General features: G+C 70.5%; 16 protein-coding genes. 11 read left to right on the top strand and 5 right to left on the bottom strand.

What is annotated here, in order from left to right:
• The first annotated feature begins 15 nt into the window (after positions 1-15).
• The 4 genes from ACIRHA_RS19460 to ACIRHA_RS19445 are packed head-to-tail and all read left to right on the top strand — an operon-like array spanning position 16 to position 4,599.
• Positions 16-969 carry a DUF6457 domain-containing protein gene (locus ACIRHA_RS19460; RefSeq protein ID WP_403847060.1) on the top strand — a complete coding sequence of 318 codons (954 nt, stop codon included), beginning with the start codon at positions 16-18 and terminating at the stop codon, positions 967-969.
• Entirely contained in the window at positions 966-2,483 is a 1,518-nt protein-coding gene (locus ACIRHA_RS19455; RefSeq protein ID WP_403847058.1) for a molybdopterin molybdotransferase MoeA, read from the top strand. Before ACIRHA_RS19460 ends, ACIRHA_RS19455 begins: the two co-directional genes overlap by 4 nt.
• Positions 2,480-3,577 carry a potassium channel family protein gene (locus ACIRHA_RS19450; protein WP_403847055.1) on the top strand — a complete coding sequence of 366 codons (1,098 nt, stop codon included), beginning with the start codon at positions 2,480-2,482 and terminating at the stop codon, positions 3,575-3,577. Before ACIRHA_RS19455 ends, ACIRHA_RS19450 begins: the two co-directional genes overlap by 4 nt.
• A gap of 41 nt (positions 3,578-3,618) precedes the next feature.
• The gene (locus ACIRHA_RS19445) at positions 3,619-4,599 is read left to right on the top strand and encodes an NAD(P)H-quinone oxidoreductase (protein ID WP_403847052.1); all 981 of its coding nucleotides are present in this window, start codon (positions 3,619-3,621) and stop codon (positions 4,597-4,599) included.
• A gap of 48 nt (positions 4,600-4,647) precedes the next feature.
• On the opposite strand, the gene ACIRHA_RS19440 is transcribed toward ACIRHA_RS19445, so the two are convergent.
• Complete coding sequence (locus tag ACIRHA_RS19440; RefSeq protein WP_403847049.1) at positions 4,648-5,169, bottom strand: hypothetical protein; 522 nt, start codon at positions 5,167-5,169, stop codon at positions 4,648-4,650.
• A 161-nt stretch (positions 5,170-5,330) separates the two neighbouring features.
• On the opposite strand from ACIRHA_RS19440, the gene ACIRHA_RS19435 reads away from it, so the two are divergent.
• Positions 5,331-5,876, top strand: coding sequence for a bacterial proteasome activator family protein (locus ACIRHA_RS19435; protein WP_403847046.1), 546 nt, complete (start codon positions 5,331-5,333; stop codon positions 5,874-5,876).
• A 318-nt stretch (positions 5,877-6,194) separates the two neighbouring features.
• Positions 6,195-7,784 (top strand): protein kinase, encoded by a 1,590-nt coding sequence (locus ACIRHA_RS19430; protein WP_403847044.1) that lies wholly within the window; start codon positions 6,195-6,197, stop codon positions 7,782-7,784.
• 73 nt (positions 7,785-7,857) lie between these two features.
• Here ACIRHA_RS19430 and ACIRHA_RS19425 read toward each other — a convergent pair whose 3' ends face one another.
• Both ACIRHA_RS19425 and ACIRHA_RS19420 read right to left on the bottom strand, forming a co-directional pair.
• Positions 7,858-8,325, bottom strand: coding sequence for a pyridoxamine 5'-phosphate oxidase family protein (locus ACIRHA_RS19425; protein ID WP_403847042.1), 468 nt, complete (start codon positions 8,323-8,325; stop codon positions 7,858-7,860).
• Between the two features lie 86 nt (positions 8,326-8,411).
• Positions 8,412-9,068, bottom strand: a complete 657-nt coding sequence (locus ACIRHA_RS19420) for a response regulator (protein WP_403847040.1) — start codon at positions 9,066-9,068, stop codon at positions 8,412-8,414.
• Between the two features lie 391 nt (positions 9,069-9,459).
• Here ACIRHA_RS19420 and pdhA point away from each other — a divergent pair, with 391 nt between their 5' ends.
• The 3 genes from pdhA to ACIRHA_RS19405 are packed head-to-tail and all read left to right on the top strand — an operon-like array spanning position 9,460 to position 13,044.
• Positions 9,460-10,716 (top strand): pyruvate dehydrogenase (acetyl-transferring) E1 component subunit alpha, encoded by a 1,257-nt coding sequence (pdhA, locus tag ACIRHA_RS19415; protein WP_403847038.1) that lies wholly within the window; start codon positions 9,460-9,462, stop codon positions 10,714-10,716.
• A gap of 4 nt (positions 10,717-10,720) precedes the next feature.
• Positions 10,721-11,701, top strand: a complete 981-nt coding sequence (locus ACIRHA_RS19410; RefSeq protein WP_403847036.1) for an alpha-ketoacid dehydrogenase subunit beta — start codon at positions 10,721-10,723, stop codon at positions 11,699-11,701.
• Between the two features lie 17 nt (positions 11,702-11,718).
• The gene (locus ACIRHA_RS19405; protein ID WP_403847033.1) at positions 11,719-13,044 is read left to right on the top strand and encodes a dihydrolipoamide acetyltransferase family protein; all 1,326 of its coding nucleotides are present in this window, start codon (positions 11,719-11,721) and stop codon (positions 13,042-13,044) included.
• A gap of 78 nt (positions 13,045-13,122) precedes the next feature.
• Here the strand turns inward: ACIRHA_RS19405 and ACIRHA_RS19400 are convergent, their stop codons facing one another.
• Entirely contained in the window at positions 13,123-14,001 is an 879-nt protein-coding gene (locus ACIRHA_RS19400; RefSeq protein WP_403847031.1) for a D-alanyl-D-alanine carboxypeptidase family protein, read from the bottom strand.
• Between the two features lie 186 nt (positions 14,002-14,187).
• On the opposite strand from ACIRHA_RS19400, the gene ACIRHA_RS19395 reads away from it, so the two are divergent.
• Both ACIRHA_RS19395 and ACIRHA_RS19390 read left to right on the top strand, forming a co-directional pair.
• A complete protein-coding gene (locus ACIRHA_RS19395) occupies positions 14,188-14,874 on the top strand; it encodes a GntR family transcriptional regulator (RefSeq protein ID WP_403847028.1) in 687 nt (228 codons plus the stop codon).
• Positions 14,871-16,184 carry a nitrate/nitrite transporter gene (locus ACIRHA_RS19390; protein WP_403847025.1) on the top strand — a complete coding sequence of 438 codons (1,314 nt, stop codon included), beginning with the start codon at positions 14,871-14,873 and terminating at the stop codon, positions 16,182-16,184. Before ACIRHA_RS19395 ends, ACIRHA_RS19390 begins: the two co-directional genes overlap by 4 nt.
• A 365-nt stretch (positions 16,185-16,549) precedes the next feature.
• Here the strand turns inward: ACIRHA_RS19390 and ACIRHA_RS19385 are convergent, their stop codons facing one another.
• Positions 16,550-17,374, bottom strand: a complete 825-nt coding sequence (locus ACIRHA_RS19385) for a maleylpyruvate isomerase family mycothiol-dependent enzyme (RefSeq protein WP_403847023.1) — start codon at positions 17,372-17,374, stop codon at positions 16,550-16,552.
• Between the last annotated feature and the right edge of the window lie 122 nt (positions 17,375-17,496).

The following is a 17,496-nucleotide window of genomic DNA, read 5'->3' as shown; positions in this document are numbered from 1 at the left end:
GCCCATACTCGGGGGATGAACGCGTACGACGCCATCGTCCTCGCCGGGGGCGGCGCGCGCCGGCTCGGCGGCGCGGACAAGCCCGGTGTGCGGGTCGGCGGTCGCGCGCTGCTCGACCGGGTCCTGGACGCGTGCGCCGGGGCCCGCGCCACCGTGGTGGTCGCCGAGCCGCGGCGCACCGCGCGCCCCGTCGTCTGGGCCCGCGAGGAGCCGCCGGGCGGGGGGCCGCTGGCCGCACTGCGGGCGGGAGTCGCGGCCATCGGACCGGAGGCGGAGAGCGTCCTTGTGCTCTCCGCCGATCTGCCGTTCCTGGGGGAGCACACGGTACGAGCGCTGCTCGGCGCCCTCGACAGCGAGGCCGTCGGCGACAGCGAGGCCGCCGGCGACAGCGAGGCCGTCGGCGACGTCGACGGCGCGCTGCTGGCCGACGGTGACGGCCGGGACCAGCCGCTCGTCGCCGCCTACCGGTACGCGGCGCTGCGCCGGGTACTCGGCGAACTCGCGACCGAGCACGGTGACCTCAATGGACTGCCGCTGCGTCTGCTCACCCGTAACCTCAGCCTCATCCGCATCACCGACCCCGTCGCGTCGTTCGACTGCGACACCTGGGACGACATCGCCGCCGCCCGGTCACGTATCAGGGAGCATGGACGAGTGCTTGACGAATGGATCACCGCAGCCAAGAACGAACTGGGCATCGACCTGGACGTCGACACGGGCGTTCTGCTCGACCTCGCCCGTGACGCCGCGCACGGCGTCGCGCGCCCCGCGGCGCCGCTGACGACGTTCCTCGTGGGATACGCGGCGGCGCAGGCAGGAGGCGGCCCCGAAGCCGTGGCGTCGGCCGCGGCGAAGGCGGCCGAGCTCGCCAACCGCTGGGCGCAAGAGGCCGAATCCACGCCGGACGCCGGTTCCAAGTCGGACGCCGGTCCCAAGTCGGAGACCGATTCCAAGCCGGACGCGGGATGAGCGCCCACAGCGGGCGGTCCGCGCAGACCGCCCCGGTGGGCATCGACCCGATGGACGTCGACGTGGACGAGGCGCTCGCCCTGGCGAACGACAACCGGCCCGGCGGCCGACGCCCCGCCCCGGCCGCCTCAGAGGCACCCACAGCCCCCGCCGCCATCCCCGACCCGCCCACCGCCGCCTCGACGTCCCGCCACACCTCCCGCCACGGCGCGACCTCCTGGGCCGCCGCCCGCCGCACCGCCACTCGGGCCGAACGCGGCCCCCGCGGAGCGAGAAGCGTCCCGCTCGACCAGGCGCTCGGCCTGGTCCTCGCCGCCCCGCTGACCGCCCTGACGGACCTGCCCTCCTTCGACACCTCGGCGATGGACGGCTGGGTCGTCGCGGGCCCGGGCCCCTGGGCCGTGGGCGGCGAAGGGCTGCTCGCCGGGCACGAGGCGCCCGCCCCGCTGTCCGACGGCGAGGCCGCGGCGATCGCGACCGGTGCCCGTGTCCCCTCGGACGCCACGGCCGTCATCCGCAGCGAGCACGGTCACATCGACGCGGGCGGTCAGCTGCACCCGCTGCGCGAGGTCGCCCACGGCCAGGACATCCGCCCGCGCGGACAGGAGTGCCGCAGCGGCGATCTGCTGCTGCCCGCGGGCGCCCTCGTCACCCCGGCCGTCCTCGGTCTCGCCGCAGCCGCGGGCTACGACACCCTGACGGTCGTCCCGCGGCCGACGGTCGAAGTCCTGATCCTCGGCGACGAGTTGCTCACCTCGGGCCTCCCCCGCGAGGGCCTCATCCGGGACGCGCTCGGCCCGATGCTCCCGCACTGGCTGCGCGCGCTCGGCGTCGAGGTGACCGCCGTACGCCGGCTCGGTGACGACGCGAAGGCGCTGCTCAAGGCGGTACGAGAGGCCGGTACCGACTTGGTCGTGACGACCGGCGGCACCGCGTTCGGGCCCGTCGACCACGTGCACCCCACCCTGCGCGCTCTCGACGCCGAACTCCTCGTCGACGGGGTCGCCGTCCGCCCCGGCCACCCGATGCTGCTCGCCCGGCTCAAGGAGGGGCAGCACCTCGTCGGCCTCCCCGGCAACCCCCTGGCCGCCGTCTCCGGCCTGCTCACGCTCGCCGAGCCGCTGCTGCGGGTGCTCTCGGGCCGGGCGCAGGACCAGACCCACAGCTCCGCACAGCGCCAAGCCCCGGACGGGCGCGCGCAGTTGGACGGTGGCCGGAACGCGGACGCGTACACCGCGCCCCTGCACACGCCCGCCCCCGGCCACCCCCACGACACCCGTCTCATCCCCATCGTGCTGCGGCAGGACGACGGCAGTGGGCACGAATGGGCGGTGCCGCTGCACTACAACGGTCCGGCCATGCTGCGCGGTATCGCGGCCGCCGACGGGCTCGCCGTCATCCCGCCCGGCGGCGCCAAGGAGGGCCAGGAGGTGGAGATCCTCGACCTGCCGTGGTCGTGGAACCCCGGCCTGCCCGGTCTCAACCCGGCGGGAAACGAAGGGTGTTTCACGTGAAACTGGCCGGCGATGACGCCATCGCGCGCCAAGAGGATGAGCGGACCGCGACCTATCGGGTGAAACTCCCCCGGCAGGTCGTCGAGCGTCCGCTTCTCCAAGTGGCCCGGCGCGTGCTGATAGCGCTCACCGTGCTCGTCGTCACCGCACTGATCGTGTGGATCGACAGAGACGGCTACAACGACAACTCAGATGGCCATGTCGACCTGCTCGACTCGTTCTACTACGCGACCGTCACGCTCTCCACCACGGGATACGGCGACATCACGCCGGTCAGCGACGCGGCGCGGCTCACCAATATCTTCGTCATCACGCCGCTGCGTGTGCTCTTCCTGATCATCCTGGTCGGCACCACGCTCGAAGTCCTCACCGAACGGACGCGGGAGGAATGGCGCCTGAAACGCTGGAGGTCCACCTTGCGTGACCACACTGTCGTCGTCGGCTTCGGAACCAAGGGTCGCAGCGCCGTGGAGACCGTCTGCGCGAGTGGCCTGAAGCCAGAACAGGTGGTCGTGGTCGACCCCAGCCCCAAGGTCGTCGAGAGCGCCAACGCCCATGGATACGCGGGCGTGACGGGCGATGCCACGCGCAGCTCGGTCCTGTTGCAGGCCGAGGTGCAGCGGGCCCGGAAGATCATCATCGCGACGCAGCGCGATGACACGGCGGTCCTGGTGACACTCACCGCACGGCAGTTGAACCGCGGGGCGAAGATCGTCGCCGCGGTCCGTGAGGAGGAGAACGCGCCGCTGTTGCGCCAGTCCGGCGCCGACGCCGTCATCACCAGCGCCAGCGCGGCCGGCCGGCTGCTCGGCCTCTCGGTGCTCAGCCCGCACGCGGGCATGGTCATGGAGGACCTCATCCAGAAGGGCTCCGGCCTCGACCTCGTCGAACGCCCGGTGACCAAGGCCGAGGTCGGTCTGCAGCCGAAGGAGACGGAGGACCTGGTTGTCAGCGTCATCCGTGGGCACCGGGTACTCGGTTACGACGACTCGGCCGTCGGCTCGCTCAAGCTGACGGACCGCCTCATCACGATCACCCGCGTCACGCCCATGACCCAACTGGCACCGGACATGAAGCCCTCTCCGCGAAGCTGATGCCCTCCACGCGGCTGATCCACGGGAGTAGCCTCGCGGCCATGTATGCGATCACGATCCCGGAACCCGGCGGACCCGAAGCGCTTGTCTGGACGGAGGTCCCCGATCCCGTACCCGGCGAGGGCGAGGTCCTGGTCGAGGTGGTCTCCAGCGCCGTCAACCGCGCCGATCTGCTCCAGCGGCAGGGCTTCTACAACCCGCCGCCCGGCACCTCCCCCTACCCCGGCCTGGAGTGCGCCGGCCGGATCGTCGCGCTCGGCGCCGGCGTCTCCGGCTGGTCGGTCGGCGACGAGGTGTGTGCGCTGCTCGTGGGCGGCGGCTACGCCGAGAAGGTCGCCGTCCCCGCAGGGCAGCTCCTCCCGGTGCCGCAGGGCCTCGACCTGGTCACGGCCGCCGCGCTGCCCGAGGTGACCTGCACCGTCTGGTCCAACGTCTTCATGATCGCCCATCTGCGGCCCGGCGAGACCTTCCTCGTGCACGGCGGCTCCAGCGGCATCGGCACCATGGCGATCCAGCTCGCGAAGGCGGTCGGAGCCAAGGTCGCGGTCACGGCCGGCACCAAGGAGAAGCTCGACTTCTGCGCGGAGCTCGGCGCGGACATCCTCATCAACTACCGCGAGCAGGACTTCGTGGAAGAGATCAAGAACGCCACGGACGGGGCGGGCGCCGACGTCATCCTCGACAACATGGGCGCCAAGTACCTGAACCGCAACGTCGACGCCCTCGCCACCAGCGGCCGGCTCGCCATCATCGGCATGCAGGGCGGGGTGAAGGGCGAGCTCAACATCGCCACCTTGCTCGGCAAGCGCGGCGCGATCACCGCGACCACGCTGCGGGCCCGCCCGACGGCCGAGAAGGCGGCGGTCGTCGCGGCCGTGCGCGAGCACGTGTGGCCGCTGATCGAGGGCGGCCATGTGCGGCCGATCGTGGACCACACGCTGCCGATGAGCGACGCCGCGCAGGGCCACCGGGCCCTGGAGGAGTCGGGTCACATCGGAAAGGTCCTGCTCACCAACGCGTAGCGCCCCGGCGAGCGCCCAGGCCCTGACCCCCGAACGACAGCCCCTGGATCACCGGCGCAGCCGCAGCGCCAGGAACCCGAGGCCGAGCCCCGTGAGCAGCAGTCCTGCCCCCAGCGGCAGGACGTTCACCAGGGGCCTGGCCCCGGGCCCGCCGACGGCCTGCCGTGCGGGGGTGGGCCGCTCGGGACGCGGTTCCTGCGACACGGCCGGCGGGGGCTCGGTGGGGGCCGGGGGCGGCACGGCGACCCCGGTGGTGTCCGGCGCGGGCAGCTCGCGCCCCGGCGGGGTCCGGCCCACGCCCGCCCGGCTCCCCGCGAGGGACCCGTGCGGCGAGGGCTCGGCGACGTACGCATGGACCTCAGCGAGGTACGAAGAGGACCCGGCGACGTACGAAGAGGACCCGACCGCGTACGAAGAGGACCCGACCGCGTATGAAGAGGACCGGACCGCGTACGAAGAGGACCCGGCAGCGTACGAAGGCGGCCCGGCGGCGTACGACAGGGGCACCGGTGCGGCCAGGGACAGCAGCACGGAGAAGAGAAGCCCGGCCACCCACCGAAACCGCCGCATCCCCAGCCCCCTTCCGATCCCGGTTCGTCCAGATGCTTGTGCTTAGCCTCACATAGCGGGATAAAACAGGCACGCCGGATTTTGGCCCGCTCGACACGGTGGATCAGCTCCGAACGGGGGCACCACCGAGATGTGACAGCGACGTACGAGAGAATGGCGGCATGGAGATGCCGAGGAACGAACAGTCGCCGGACAACCCGCAGGTCCTGGTCGTGGGCCAGGACGGCATGGCGCTTGGCGGCGGTGGCGGCGACGAGTCCCGCGAGATCCCGGTGACCGACATGGTGGAACAGCCCGCCAAGGTGATGCGCATCGGCAGCATGATCAAGCAGCTGCTCGAAGAAGTGCGCGCGGCTCCCCTGGACGAAGCGAGCCGGCAGCGCCTCAAGGAGATCCACTCCAGTTCGGTCAAGGAGCTCGAGGACGGCCTCGCCCCCGAACTCGTCGAGGAACTCGAGCGGCTCTCCCTGCCCTTCACGGAGGAGGCGACCCCGAGCGACGCCGAGCTGCGCATCGCGCAGGCCCAGCTGGTGGGCTGGCTCGAGGGGCTCTTCCACGGCATCCAGACGACGTTGTTCGCCCAGCAGATGGCGGCGCGTGCCCAGCTCGAGCAGATGCGCCGAGCCCTGCCGCCCGGCGTCGGCGGCGGCGAGGAAGAGGACGAGGACCCGCGCGCGGGCGGCCGCTCGGGCGGCCCGTACCTCTAGTCAACACACAGGTCAACAGACACATAAGTAGGGGCCCGTCTCATGGCGGGCCCCTACTTGTGCGTGAACTTGGCCACGACGACAGGCGCCGAACGCCCCAAGTGATCACGGAATCGTCATCGGCCGCCTACAAATATCCTGCTCACGATTTGCAGGGCCTGCACGACAACGGGTTGGATGTCCGGTCCATCTCGGAACGGCGACATGGCCGATGCCTGTAGCGTGGCCCGACGGAGTCGGTATTTCGCAACCGCACGTACTCCGAAGCATGGATCCGGCAGCCCAGATAAGCATGGACAGAAACGACGGCGAGGACTGATGGCACAGCAGCAGCGCGCTCAGGGCCCGTCCGACCCCGAGGCGACTGGCGGCGGTATGTCAGATGCGCCGGAGATGTGGGGTAACGGCGGGCTCGTGGGGGATGGGCGGTACCGCCTCACCGGGAGACTCGGCCGGGGCGGCATGGCGGAGGTGTTCGCCGCCGAGGACGTACGCCTCGGGCGCCAGGTCGCCGTCAAGCTGCTCCGCTCCGACCTCGCCGAGGACCCGGTCTCCAAGGCCCGCTTCACCCGCGAGGCACAGTCGGTCGCGGGGCTCAACCACCACGCGGTCGTGGCGGTCTACGACTCCGGCGAGGACGTCGTCGCCGGGAGTACCGTCCCGTACATCGTCATGGAGCTGGTCGAGGGCCGCACCATCCGCGACCTCCTGCTCAGCGCGGAGGCGCCGGGCGCCGAACAGGCTCTGATCATTGTCTCGGGTGTCCTGGAAGCGCTCGCGTACTCGCACCAGCACGGCATCGTGCACCGCGACATCAAGCCCGCGAACGTGATCATCACCAACACCGGCGCGGTGAAGGTGATGGACTTCGGCATCGCGCGCGCCCTGCACGGCGCGCAGTCGACCATGACGCAGACCGGCATGGTCATGGGCACCCCGCAGTACCTCTCGCCCGAGCAGGCCCTCGGCAAGGCCGTCGACCACCGCTCCGACCTGTACGCCGTCGGCTGCCTGCTCTACGAACTTCTCGCGCTGCGCCCGCCGTTCACCGGTGAGACCCCGCTGTCCGTGGTCTACCAGCACGTCCAGGACACCCCCGTGCTGCCCTCCGAGGTCGCGGACGAGGTGCCGCCGGAGCTGAACGGGCTCGTCATGCGCTCGCTCGCCAAGGACCCGGACGACCGGTTCCAGACGGCCGAGGAGATGCGCGGGCTCGTCCAGTACAGCCTGCAGATGCTGTACGAGCAGGGTGGCCACACCGGCACCTGGAACACCGGACCGGTCGACGCGCACGAGGGCGGCTCCACGCCCGCGATGGGCGTCGCCGCCACCACGGCGATGCAGCACCCCGGCGACAACGGCACGGCCCAGCAGCCGATGCTGCGCCCGCCGGGCGGCGACGACGGCGGCTTCGACGGGAACGGGAACGGAAAGGGCGGGGGCGGCCGCGGCAAGCTGTGGATCGTCGCCGTGCTCGCGGTCATCGCGATCGCGGTGGGCGTCGCCTGGGCGCTCAGCAGCGGCGGCGACGGCGACAAGGACCCCGGCAACAAGAAGTCGCCGAGCGCCACCAAGTCCGAGAAGACCTCGGAGCCCAGCAAGTCGGCCGACGACGACGAGTCGCAGGGGGCGACGGAGGAGCCGGGTACGAGCACGGGTGGCGACACCGGCTACACGCCGACGCAGCAGCCCACCACCACGAATCCGTCGCCGACGCAGTCCGAGCAGCCGACGGACGAGCCGACGAGCGCGGACCCGACGCCTACGAAGTCGTCGACCAAGCCGACTCCGACTGCCACGGCCTCGCCGCCCGACGACGGCAACGGTGGCAACACGGGGGGTGACACCGGCGGCGTCATTGGTGGTGACACCGGTGGTGACACCGCCGGCGACACCGGCGGCGAGTAACCCGCCGGCCACACGCACGGGGCTCCGCCCCGGACCCCGCGCCTCAATCGCCGGCGGGGCTTGAAGTGCCTGCTCAAACGCCGCAGGGGCTTGAATGGGCCGAACCGCCCCGCAGCTCGTGCACCGTCACGAACTGTGGGGCGACGCGCAGGTAGACCGGGTCGAAGAGGTCGTCGTCCGAGTAGTGCGGGGCGGGACCGAAGAGTTCCAGTTCGGCCGTCGTCGGCTCGACCTGCTCGCAGGTGCCGACGCACTGCACCGACCACTGGCCCTCGTCCTCGGGGCCCTCCTGCCCCAGGTTGTCCGCCCCGTAGGCGACGACGCTGCCGATGCACGCCTCGTGGTGGCCGAGGCCGCGGTGCACGCGCAGCAGAAGCCGTTCGCCGGCCACGATGTGGCGGGCGGAGGCGAGGAAGGGCAGGGCGCGCATGCTGGTCGCGACGCGGCCGTAGGGCACGCGGGCGAGCAGCTCGAAGGCGCGGTCCCGGTCCTGCTGCCCGGCGGGCGCCGTCTGCGGGTCTTTCCGCGGGTCGGAGGGCATGTCACCACTCTCCGCCGCGGGTGCCTCCCGAACCAGAGGCACCCGCCCCAAGGGACGGGTGACCTAGGTCCCGCGCGGGGGAGGCGTCAGTGCTTCTCGGCCTGCATACGGGCCACGTACGCGGCCGCCTGGGAGCGGCGCTCCATGCCGAGCTTCGACAGCAGGCTGGACACATAGTTCTTGATCGTCTTCTCGGCGAGGTGCAGACGCTCGCCGATGACCCGGTTCGTCAGGCCCTCACCGATCAGGTCGAGGATCTTGCGCTCCTGGTCGGTGAGGCCGGAGAGCTTGTCGTCGGCCTTGCGGCCGCCGTCGCGCAGCCGCTCCAGGACGCGGGCCGTGGCGACCGGGTCGAGCAGCGACTTGCCGGAGGCGACGTCCCGTACGGCGGTGAGCAGCTCGTTGCCGCGGATCGCCTTCAGCACGTATCCGGAGGCGCCGGCCATGATCGCGTCGAAGAGCGCCTCGTCGTCCGCGAACGACGTCAGCATCAGGCACTTGACCGACTCGTCCTGGGAGCGGATCTCCCGGCACACCTCGACCCCGCTGCCGTCCGGCAGGCGCACGTCGAGCACCGCCACATCGGGCCGGGTCGCGGGGATGCGCACCAGGGCGTCGGCGGCCGTTCCGGCCTCTCCGACCACCTCGATGTCGTCCTCGACCGACAGCAGCTCATGGACGCCGCGGCGCACCACTTCGTGGTCATCGAGCAGAAATACATGGATTTTTCCGTCTTCGCGCACGGATTCAGTCTCACACACGAACCTCTGCCGTGCCCTAGATGATCGTGGGGTGACCGGGATAACGTGCCGGTGTTCCGGCCCCCTGCCAGGCTGAGACCAGGACCCGTCGCACAGCTGTGACCTGCGACGCTTCGTCTTACCTCGCGATACTAGGAAATCCAACCAACGACTTACTTGGAAATCCAAGCAAAATCGCAGGTCAGATGGGGTTTCGCAGATGTGTGACCCACTGGGTAACGTGCTGGGTGAAGGGTGCTTGCCGGAGCGCCGAGCTGTTTCCATCACGCCTGTTGTCCGGCGCCTCGCACCCACCCCGTGCGTGGACGGACCAGGCGAGCCGAGCCGACTGGCCATCCGGCAATCCCGGGGCCGGACCGACGGAGGAGCACACGTGACCGTAGACAGTGCCGACAGCACTGCCGCAGCGCAGAAGGCACAGCCGCCGCGCAAGCGGACCGCTGCGAAGAAGTCTGCGAAGAAATCCCCCGGCAAGACCGCCGCTGCCGACAAGACCCCCGCGAAGCGGGTGACCAAGAAGGCCGCCACGGCCAAGGCGCCGCAGAGCGACCTGGTGCAGCTGCTGACCCCTGAGGGCAAGCGGGTCAATCACCCCGAGTACGACCGCTACGTCACCGACGTCACCGACGACGAGCTGCGCGCCCTGTACCGCGACATGGTCCTCACCCGCCGCTTCGACGCCGAGGCCACCGCACTGCAACGCCAGGGCGAGCTGGGCCTGTGGGCGTCGCTGCTCGGCCAGGAGGCGGCCCAGATCGGTTCCGGCCGGGCCACCCGCGAGGACGACTACGCATTCCCGACCTACCGCGAGCACGGCGTCGCCTGGTGCCGCGGGGTCGACCCGACGAACCTGCTCGGCATGTTCCGCGGCGTGAACCACGGCGGCTGGGATCCCAACAGCAACAACTTCCACCTGTACACGATCGTCATCGGCTCGCAGGCCCTGCACGCCACCGGCTACGCGATGGGCGTCGCCAAGGACGGCGCGGACAGCGCGGTGATCGCGTACTTCGGTGACGGCGCGTCCAGCCAGGGCGACGTCCTGGAGGCCTTCAACTTCGGGGCCGTCTACAACGCCCCGGTGGTGTTCTTCTGCCAGAACAACCAGTGGGCGATCTCCGAGCCCACCGAGCGCCAGATGCGCGTGCCGCTGTACCAGCGCGCGCAGGGCTTCGGCTTCCCCGGCGTACGCGTGGACGGCAACGACGTGCTGGCCTGCCTCGCCGTGACGCGCTGGGCCCTCGACCGGGCCCGGCAGGGCGAGGGACCGGCGCTGATCGAGGCGTTCACGTACCGCATGGGCGCGCACACCACGTCCGACGACCCGTCGAAGTACCGGTCCGACGACGAGCGTGTGGCGTGGGAGGCGAAGGACCCGATCCTGCGCCTGCGCGCGTACCTGGAGTCCCAAACCGACACGGATGAGGGATTTTTCGCGGAACTCGACGCCGAGAGCGAGACGTTGGGCAAGCGAGTACGCGATGTCGTACGGGCCATGCCGGACCCGGACCTCATGGCGATCTTCGAGAACGTGTATGCGGACGGGCACGCGCTCGTCGACGAGGAGCGCGCGCAATTCGCCGCCTACCAGGCCTCATTCGCCGATGAAGCCGCCGGGGAAGGGGTCTGAGGACATGGCTGTACAGAAGCTTCCGATCGCCAAGGCGATCAACGAGTCGCTGCGCACGGCGCTCGACAACGACCCGAAGGTCCTCGTCATGGGCGAGGACGTCGGCAAGCTCGGCGGCGTCTTCCGCGTCACCGACGGCCTGCAGAAGGACTTCGGCGAGGAGCGGGTCATCGACACCCCGCTCGCCGAGTCCGGCATCGTCGGCACCGCGATCGGCCTCGCGCTGCGCGGCTACCGGCCGGTCGTGGAGATCCAGTTCGACGGTTTCGTCTTCCCCGCGTACGACCAGATCGTCACGCAGCTCGCGAAGATGCACGCCCGCGCGCTCGGCAAGATCAAGACGCCCGTCGTCATCCGTATCCCGTACGGCGGCGGCATCGGCGCGGTCGAGCACCACAGCGAGTCGCCCGAGACGCTGTTCGCGCACGTGTCGGGGCTCAAGGTCGTCTCGCCTTCGAACGCGAGCGACGCCTACTGGATGCTCCAGCAGGCCATCCAGAGCGACGACCCGGTGATCTTCTTCGAGCCCAAGCGCCGCTACTGGGACAAGGGCGAGGTCGACACGGAGGCGGTGCCCGGCGCTCTGCACAAGGCCACCGTCGCGCGCGAGGGCACCGACCTGACGCTCGTCGCGTACGGGCCGATGGTGAAGGTCTGCCTGGAGGCGGCCGCCGCGGCCGAGGAAGAGGGCAAGTCCCTGGAGGTCCTCGACCTGCGCTCCATCTCGCCGATGGACTTCGACGCCGTGCAGAAGTCGGTGGAAAAGACGCGCCACCTCGTCGTCGTGCACGAGGCGCCCGTCTTCCTCGGCTCCGGCGCGGAGCTGGCGGCCCGGATCACCGAGCGGTGCTTCTACCACTTGGAGGCGCCCGTACTGCGGGTCGGCGGGTACCACGCGCCGTATCCGCCGGCGCGCCTGGAGGAGGAGTACCTGCCGGGCCTTGACCGGGTGCTCGATGCCGTCGACCGCTCGCTCGCGTACTGAAAGGGGGCTTCACCGTCATGGCTCGTGAGTTCAAGATGCCCGACGTGGGCGAAGGCCTGACCGAGGCCGAGATCCTCAAGTGGTACGTCCAACCGGGCGATTCCGTCGAGGACGGCCAGGTCGTGTGCGAGGTCGAGACCGCCAAGGCGGCCGTCGAGCTGCCGATCCCGTACGACGGGGTGGTGCGGGAGCTGCTGTTCCCCGAGGGGACGACGGTCGACGTCGGCCAGGTGATCATTTCGGTCGACGTGGCGGGGGACGCGCCCGCGCCTGCTCCGACGCCGGAGCCCGCCGCGGAGCCGGAGGCCGAGGCCGAGGCGCCCACCGGCCGGCAGCCCGTGCTCGTCGGGTACGGCGTTGCCGAATCCTCTACAAAGCGTCGGGCCCGCAAGGGAGCCGAGGCCGAAGCGGTGCCTTCCAGCAATGGCACGGCCACCCTCGCGCGGCCGCTTGCCAAGCCTCCTGTGCGTAAGCTCGCCAAGGATCTCGGGGTCGATCTGGCCGTCGTGATCCCGTCCGGTTCCGACGGGATCATCACGCGTGAGGACGTGCACGCGGCCGTCGCGCCCGCGCCCGAGGCGCCCGCTCAGGCACCCGCGCCGGTGGCGGCCCCCGCCCCCGCCACCGTTCCGTACGACTCCGGCCGCGAGATCCGGATCCCGATCAAGGGTGTGCGGAAGGCGACCGCGCAGGCGATGGTGCAGTCGAAGTTCACGGCGCCGCACGTCACGGAGTTCGTGACCATCGACGTGACGCGCACGATGAAGCTCGTCGAGGAGCTCAAGGGCGACAAGGACATGGCCGGGCTGCGGGTCAACCCGCTGCTGCTCATCTCCAAGGCGCTGCTCGTCGCGATCAAGCGCAACCCCGAGGTCAACGCGGCCTGGGACGAGGCGAACCAGGAGATCGTCCAGAAGTCCTACGTGAATCTGGGCATCGCCGCGGCGACCCCGCGCGGCCTGATCGTGCCGAACATCAAGGACGCGCAGGCCAAGACCCTGCCCGAACTGGCGTCCGCGCTGGGCGACCTGGTCTCCACCGCGCGCGAGGGCAAGACGTCCCCGGGCGCGATGCAGGGGGGGACCGTCACGATCACCAACGTGGGGGTGTTCGGCGTCGACACCGGTACGCCGATCCTGAACCCGGGTGAGTCGGCGATTCTCGCCGTCGGGGCGATCAAGCTTCAGCCGTGGGTGCACAAGGGCAAGGTCAAGCCGCGTCAGGTCACGACCCTGGCGCTCTCCTTCGACCACCGGTTGGTGGACGGGGAGCTGGGGTCCAAGGTGCTGGCGGATGTGGCGGCGGTTTTGGAGCGGCCGAAGAGGCTCATCACCTGGGCCTAATAAGCCCCGCCGGCGATTGAGGCGCGGGGTCTGGGGCCGAGCCCCAGGCCCCAGCGCCGTCGCAGGGCGGGATTACGGCTACCGCTTGAAGCCGTAGTCCATCAGCTTCTTGGCGTCGGACGTCCGCGCGCTCACGGACGTCGACTTCAGCACCGTTCCGATCACCGTCTTCCCGCTGCGCGTCGCCGCGAAGACCAGGCAGTACCCGGCCTGCGGCCCCGACCCGGTCTTGACGCCGATGGTCCCGGAGTACGTACCGAGCAGGCTGTTCGTGTTGGACCACGACATATTGCGGTAGCCGCCGGACTTCGTCGTGACCTTCTGCTTCGTCGACTTCGTCTTGACGACCGAGCGGAACGTCGAGTTCTTCATCGCCGAGGACGCGATCTTCGTGAGGTCGCGCGGCGTCGAGTAGTTGGCGCCGTGGCCGATGCCGTCGAACGAGTCGAAGTGGGTGTTCTTCAGGCCCATGTCGGTCGCGGACCTGTTCATCTTGCCGATGAAGGACTTCACGCGCGCCGAACGGGTCGACCCCGAGCCGAACTTGTCCGCGAGCGCGTACGCCGCGTCGCAGCCCGAGGGGAGCATCAGGCCGTACAGCAGCTGGCGGACGGTGACCTTGTCGCCGACGATCAGGCGGGCCGACGACGCGGTGTTCTTGACGATGTAGTCGCTGTACGCCTTCTGCACCGTGACCTTGGAGTCCAGGTTCAGATTCGTCTGGGCCAGCACCACCTTGGCGGTCATGATCTTGGTGGTGGAGCCGGTGGACCGACGGGTGTCCGCGGCCTTCGTGTACAGGCTCGAACCCGTCCCGTTGTTCATCACGTAGCCACCGGCCGCGGCGATCGTCGGCTTGGCCGGCGCCGTGGCGGCCTGCGCCGTGGTGGTCAGCGCGACGCTGGTGATCACGGTTCCCGCGACGAGAAGAGCTGTGCCCGCTCTGCGAGTTTTCAAGTCGAATGCTCCAAATGTGCCTGGAATTGCGCCTCTTGAGGTTGGGGGCGCGCTATGTGAGACACGTGGAGCGTCCGGGTGGTTGCGTGGAAAGGGTGGCCGCGCGAAAGGGATGGGCGCCGTGGCGGGCGTCCCGAATCATGGACGCCTTCCATCTTGCGTACGTGTTGTATCTATGATGTGCGCATGCCCTCGACCGTCACAGAAAAGGCCGCTGCCGCAAAGCCCGCCGCCGAGAAGCGGCCACCCGCCGCGGAGCGCGTCTACGACCACGTAAAACGAGGCGTTCTCGAGCGCCGCTACGAGGGCGGGACGCTGCTCACCGAGGGCGAGCTCGCCGAGGCCGTGGGGGTCTCCCGCACGCCCGTGCGCGAGGCGCTGCTCAAGCTGGAGGTCGAGGGGCTGCTCAAGCTCTACCCGAAAAAGGGCGCCCTGGTCCTGCCGGTCTCCGCGCAGGAGATCGCGGACGTCGTCGAGACCCGGCTGCTCGTCGAGGAGCACGCGGTGCGCAAGGCCGTGCCCGCGCCCCCGCAGCTGCTCGCGCGCCTGGAGGAGCTCCTGGAGGAGCAGCGGGCGCAGGCCGCCGCCGGGCAGTTCACGGAGGCCGCCACCACCGACCGCTGCTTCCACGCGGAGATCGTCCGCAGCGGGGGCAACGAGATCCTCTCCCGCATCTACGACCAACTGCGCGACCGGCAGCTGAGGATGGGCGTCGCCGTGATGCGCTCGCACCCGGACCGGATCGCGAAGACGCTCTCCGAGCACAGCGAGATCCTCGACGCCCTGCGGGCCGGGGACGAGGAGGCCGCCGTCGCCGTCGTGCGCCGGCACGTGAGTTGGGTGCGGAGCCTGGCGCGGGGTGACGAACGATGAGTTCAGCTACGTCTTCGCCGGTCACGCTGCCCGGCGATCCGCCCGGCGGGCGGCGGGCCGTCGCCGTCTGGTCGATCGGCGTCGCCGTCTACTTCGTCGCCGTCATCTTCCGTACGTCGCTGGGTGTCGCGGGCCTCGACGCCGTCGAGCGCTTCCACATCAACGCGTCCGCGCTCTCGACGTTCTCGATCCTCCAGCTGCTCGTGTACGCGGGCATGCAGATACCCGTCGGCCTGATGGTCGACCGGCTCGGCACCAAGAAGGTGCTGACGCTCGGCGTGATCCTGTTCACCGTCGGACAGCTCGGCTTCGCGTTCTCCTCCTCGTACTCGATGGCGCTCGTCTCTCGCGCGCTGCTCGGCTGCGGCGACGCCATGACGTTCATCAGCGTGCTGCGGCTCGGCACGCGGTGGTTCCCGGCGCGGCGAGGTCCGCTGGTCGCGCAGCTGGCCGGGCTCGTCGGCATGGCGGGAAACCTGGTCTCCACGTTGGTGATCGCGCGGCTGCTGCACGGCATCGGGTGGACGGCCGCGTTCGCGGGCAGCGCGCTCGCGGGCGTCGTGGTGCTGGTGCTGATGCTGCTGTTCCTCAAGGACCACCCCGAGGGGTACGAGCCCGCTCCGCCGGCCGGTACGCACAAGGGCGCCGCGTATCTGCGCGGACAGATCGCGGCGACGTGGCGGGAGCCGGGCACGCGGCTCGGGCTGTGGGTGCACTTCTCGACGCAGTTCCCCGCGATGGTGTTCCTGCTGCTGTGGGGGCTGCCGTTCCTGGTGGAGGCGCAGGGGCTCTCGCGGGGCACGGCCGGTGAACTGCTGACGCTCGTGGTGCTGTCCAACATGGTCATCGGGCTCGTGTACGGGCAGATCGTGGCGCGGCACCATTCCGCGAGGCTGCCGTTGGCGCTCGGCACGGTGGCGGTGACCGCCGTGATGTGGGCGTTGCCCATGGTGTGGCCCGGGCGGTCGCCGATGGGGCTGCTCGTGGCGATGTGCGTGGTGCTCGGGGCGTGCGGGCCCGCGTCGATGCTCGGGTTCGACTTCGCGCGGCCGGCGAATCCGCCGGAGCGGCAGGGGACGGCGTCCGGGATCGTCAACATGGGCGGGTTCGTCGCCTCGATGACGACGTTGCTCGCGGTGGGGGTGCTGCTGGACGCGACCGGGGACAACTACCGGGTGGCGTTCTCGGCGGTGTTCGTCCTCGAGGCGCTCGGCGTGAGCCAGATCCTCCGGTTGCGGGGACGGGCGGCTCGCGCCGAGCGGGAGCGCCTGGTGGCGTCGCGGGTGGCGTCGGTACACGTACCGGTTTGATGCGGTTGCCGGGGCCGGCGCCGTCCGTATCGTTGCGCGGCACCGGGGCGCCGCCTTGCCCACCCTGCCGCCCCAGGCGGCAGATTGCCCAGGGCGGTGGCGGCCATCCGCCTCGGGTGGGGAGCCGGTCTTGGGGCGGATGGTCCCAGGGCGGTGCGGCCTTGCGTCACGGGTGGGGAGCCGGTCTTGGGGCGGGTTGCCCAAGGCGGCGGCGGTCGGCCGCCTCGGGTGGGGAGTCGTTCTGGGGGTAGATCGCCCAAGGCGAGGTGGCGGCGGTGGGTGGGCAAATCAAGCCCCGCACTTTCGACGAGAGCCAGCGGGGTCCGGGGCGGAGCCCCGGGGGTCCGGCACGGTCGGCCGGAGGGTCAGGGGGTGACCGTCAGGGACCTCAGGATCGCTGACGCCAAGTCCGCGTCGCCTTCGGACTTCACCTGGTCCGCCACCGCGTCCGGCGTGACACGGCCGCAGGACAGCCGGACGTACGTCTCCCAGTCCAGGGCCATCGTCACCGCGGGGCCGAGAGACGGGGAGCCGTCGATCGTGCCCTTGCCGTCCGCGTCCACGCGCACCGTGCGCAGGAACTCCACGGGGCCGTGCACATCGAACACGACGGCCGAGTCCGCCGGAGCCCCCGCGTCCTTCGTGACGATCTTCGGCAGGATCGAGAGCAGCAGGTCACGGGTGACGTACGCGCCCGGGGAGTCGAGGTTGCCGGGCTTGCCGAGGGACCAGCGCAGGTCCTGCTCGTGCGCCCAGATGTCGAACGCCCGCCTGCGCATGGCGAATTCGAGGGTCTCCTCGATGCCGCGCGGGCCGCGCACGATGGTCGAGGGGTCGCGGGACTCGTTCCGCAGTTGCCGGTTGCGCCGGATGACCGTGTACTCGAGCTCGGAGACCATTTCGGGTGCCGTGTGGTGCCGGCGGATGTCGACCTGGATCTCCTGGTACCGCTGCGACTCGGTCTGCACGTGGTAGAGGTCGCGGGGCAGCGTGTGGATGGGCCGCGGGTCGCCGAGCATCTCGCAGTCGGTGCCGATCACATGCGAGACGAGGTCGCGCACCGACCAGCCCGGGCACGGCGTGGCCCGGTTCCATTCACCTTCGGGGAGCGGGGTGACCAGCTCGGATATCGCTTCCACGGAGTGGGTCCAGGCGTCGGCGTAGGTCTGAAGGCTGGGGTGGAGACTCACGGAAAGGGACCCCTCGAGCGGTGGTACACGGGCGTTTAGACAGTCGTCGGGCATGGGCGTGGGTGTCTTGAATGGCTAAGTTACGCTGCCCGTAGGCACCCCGGCAGTGCTTTGGTGTGACG

Origin of the sequence: Streptomyces sp. NPDC102360 (genome assembly GCF_044766085.1) — a bacterium.
Lineage (GTDB): Bacteria > Actinomycetota > Actinomycetes > Streptomycetales > Streptomycetaceae > Streptomyces.
Note: the sequence above shows the minus strand (reverse complement) of the source record. Positions and strands in the feature narration are given on the sequence as shown.

Excerpts from the sequence above, each read along its gene's own strand:
- ACIRHA_RS19395 (WP_403847028.1), top strand. The coding sequence starts at position 14,188 with ATGCCCTCGACCGTCACAGAAAAGGCCGCTGCCGCAAAGCCCGCCGCC.
- ACIRHA_RS19425 (WP_403847042.1), bottom strand. The coding sequence starts at position 8,325 with ATGCCCTCCGACCCGCGGAAAGACCCGCAGACGGCGCCCGCCGGGCAG.
- ACIRHA_RS19435 (WP_403847046.1), top strand. The coding sequence starts at position 5,331 with ATGGAGATGCCGAGGAACGAACAGTCGCCGGACAACCCGCAGGTCCTG.
- ACIRHA_RS19430 (WP_403847044.1), top strand. The coding sequence starts at position 6,195 with ATGGCACAGCAGCAGCGCGCTCAGGGCCCGTCCGACCCCGAGGCGACT.
- ACIRHA_RS19405 (WP_403847033.1), top strand. The coding sequence starts at position 11,719 with ATGGCTCGTGAGTTCAAGATGCCCGACGTGGGCGAAGGCCTGACCGAG.
- ACIRHA_RS19455 (WP_403847058.1), top strand. The coding sequence starts at position 966 with ATGAGCGCCCACAGCGGGCGGTCCGCGCAGACCGCCCCGGTGGGCATC.
- ACIRHA_RS19460 (WP_403847060.1), top strand. The coding sequence starts at position 16 with ATGAACGCGTACGACGCCATCGTCCTCGCCGGGGGCGGCGCGCGCCGG.
- ACIRHA_RS19410 (WP_403847036.1), top strand. The coding sequence starts at position 10,721 with ATGGCTGTACAGAAGCTTCCGATCGCCAAGGCGATCAACGAGTCGCTG.
- ACIRHA_RS19390 (WP_403847025.1), top strand. The coding sequence starts at position 14,871 with ATGAGTTCAGCTACGTCTTCGCCGGTCACGCTGCCCGGCGATCCGCCC.
- ACIRHA_RS19440 (WP_403847049.1), bottom strand. The coding sequence starts at position 5,169 with ATGCGGCGGTTTCGGTGGGTGGCCGGGCTTCTCTTCTCCGTGCTGCTG.
- ACIRHA_RS19445 (WP_403847052.1), top strand. The coding sequence starts at position 3,619 with ATGTATGCGATCACGATCCCGGAACCCGGCGGACCCGAAGCGCTTGTC.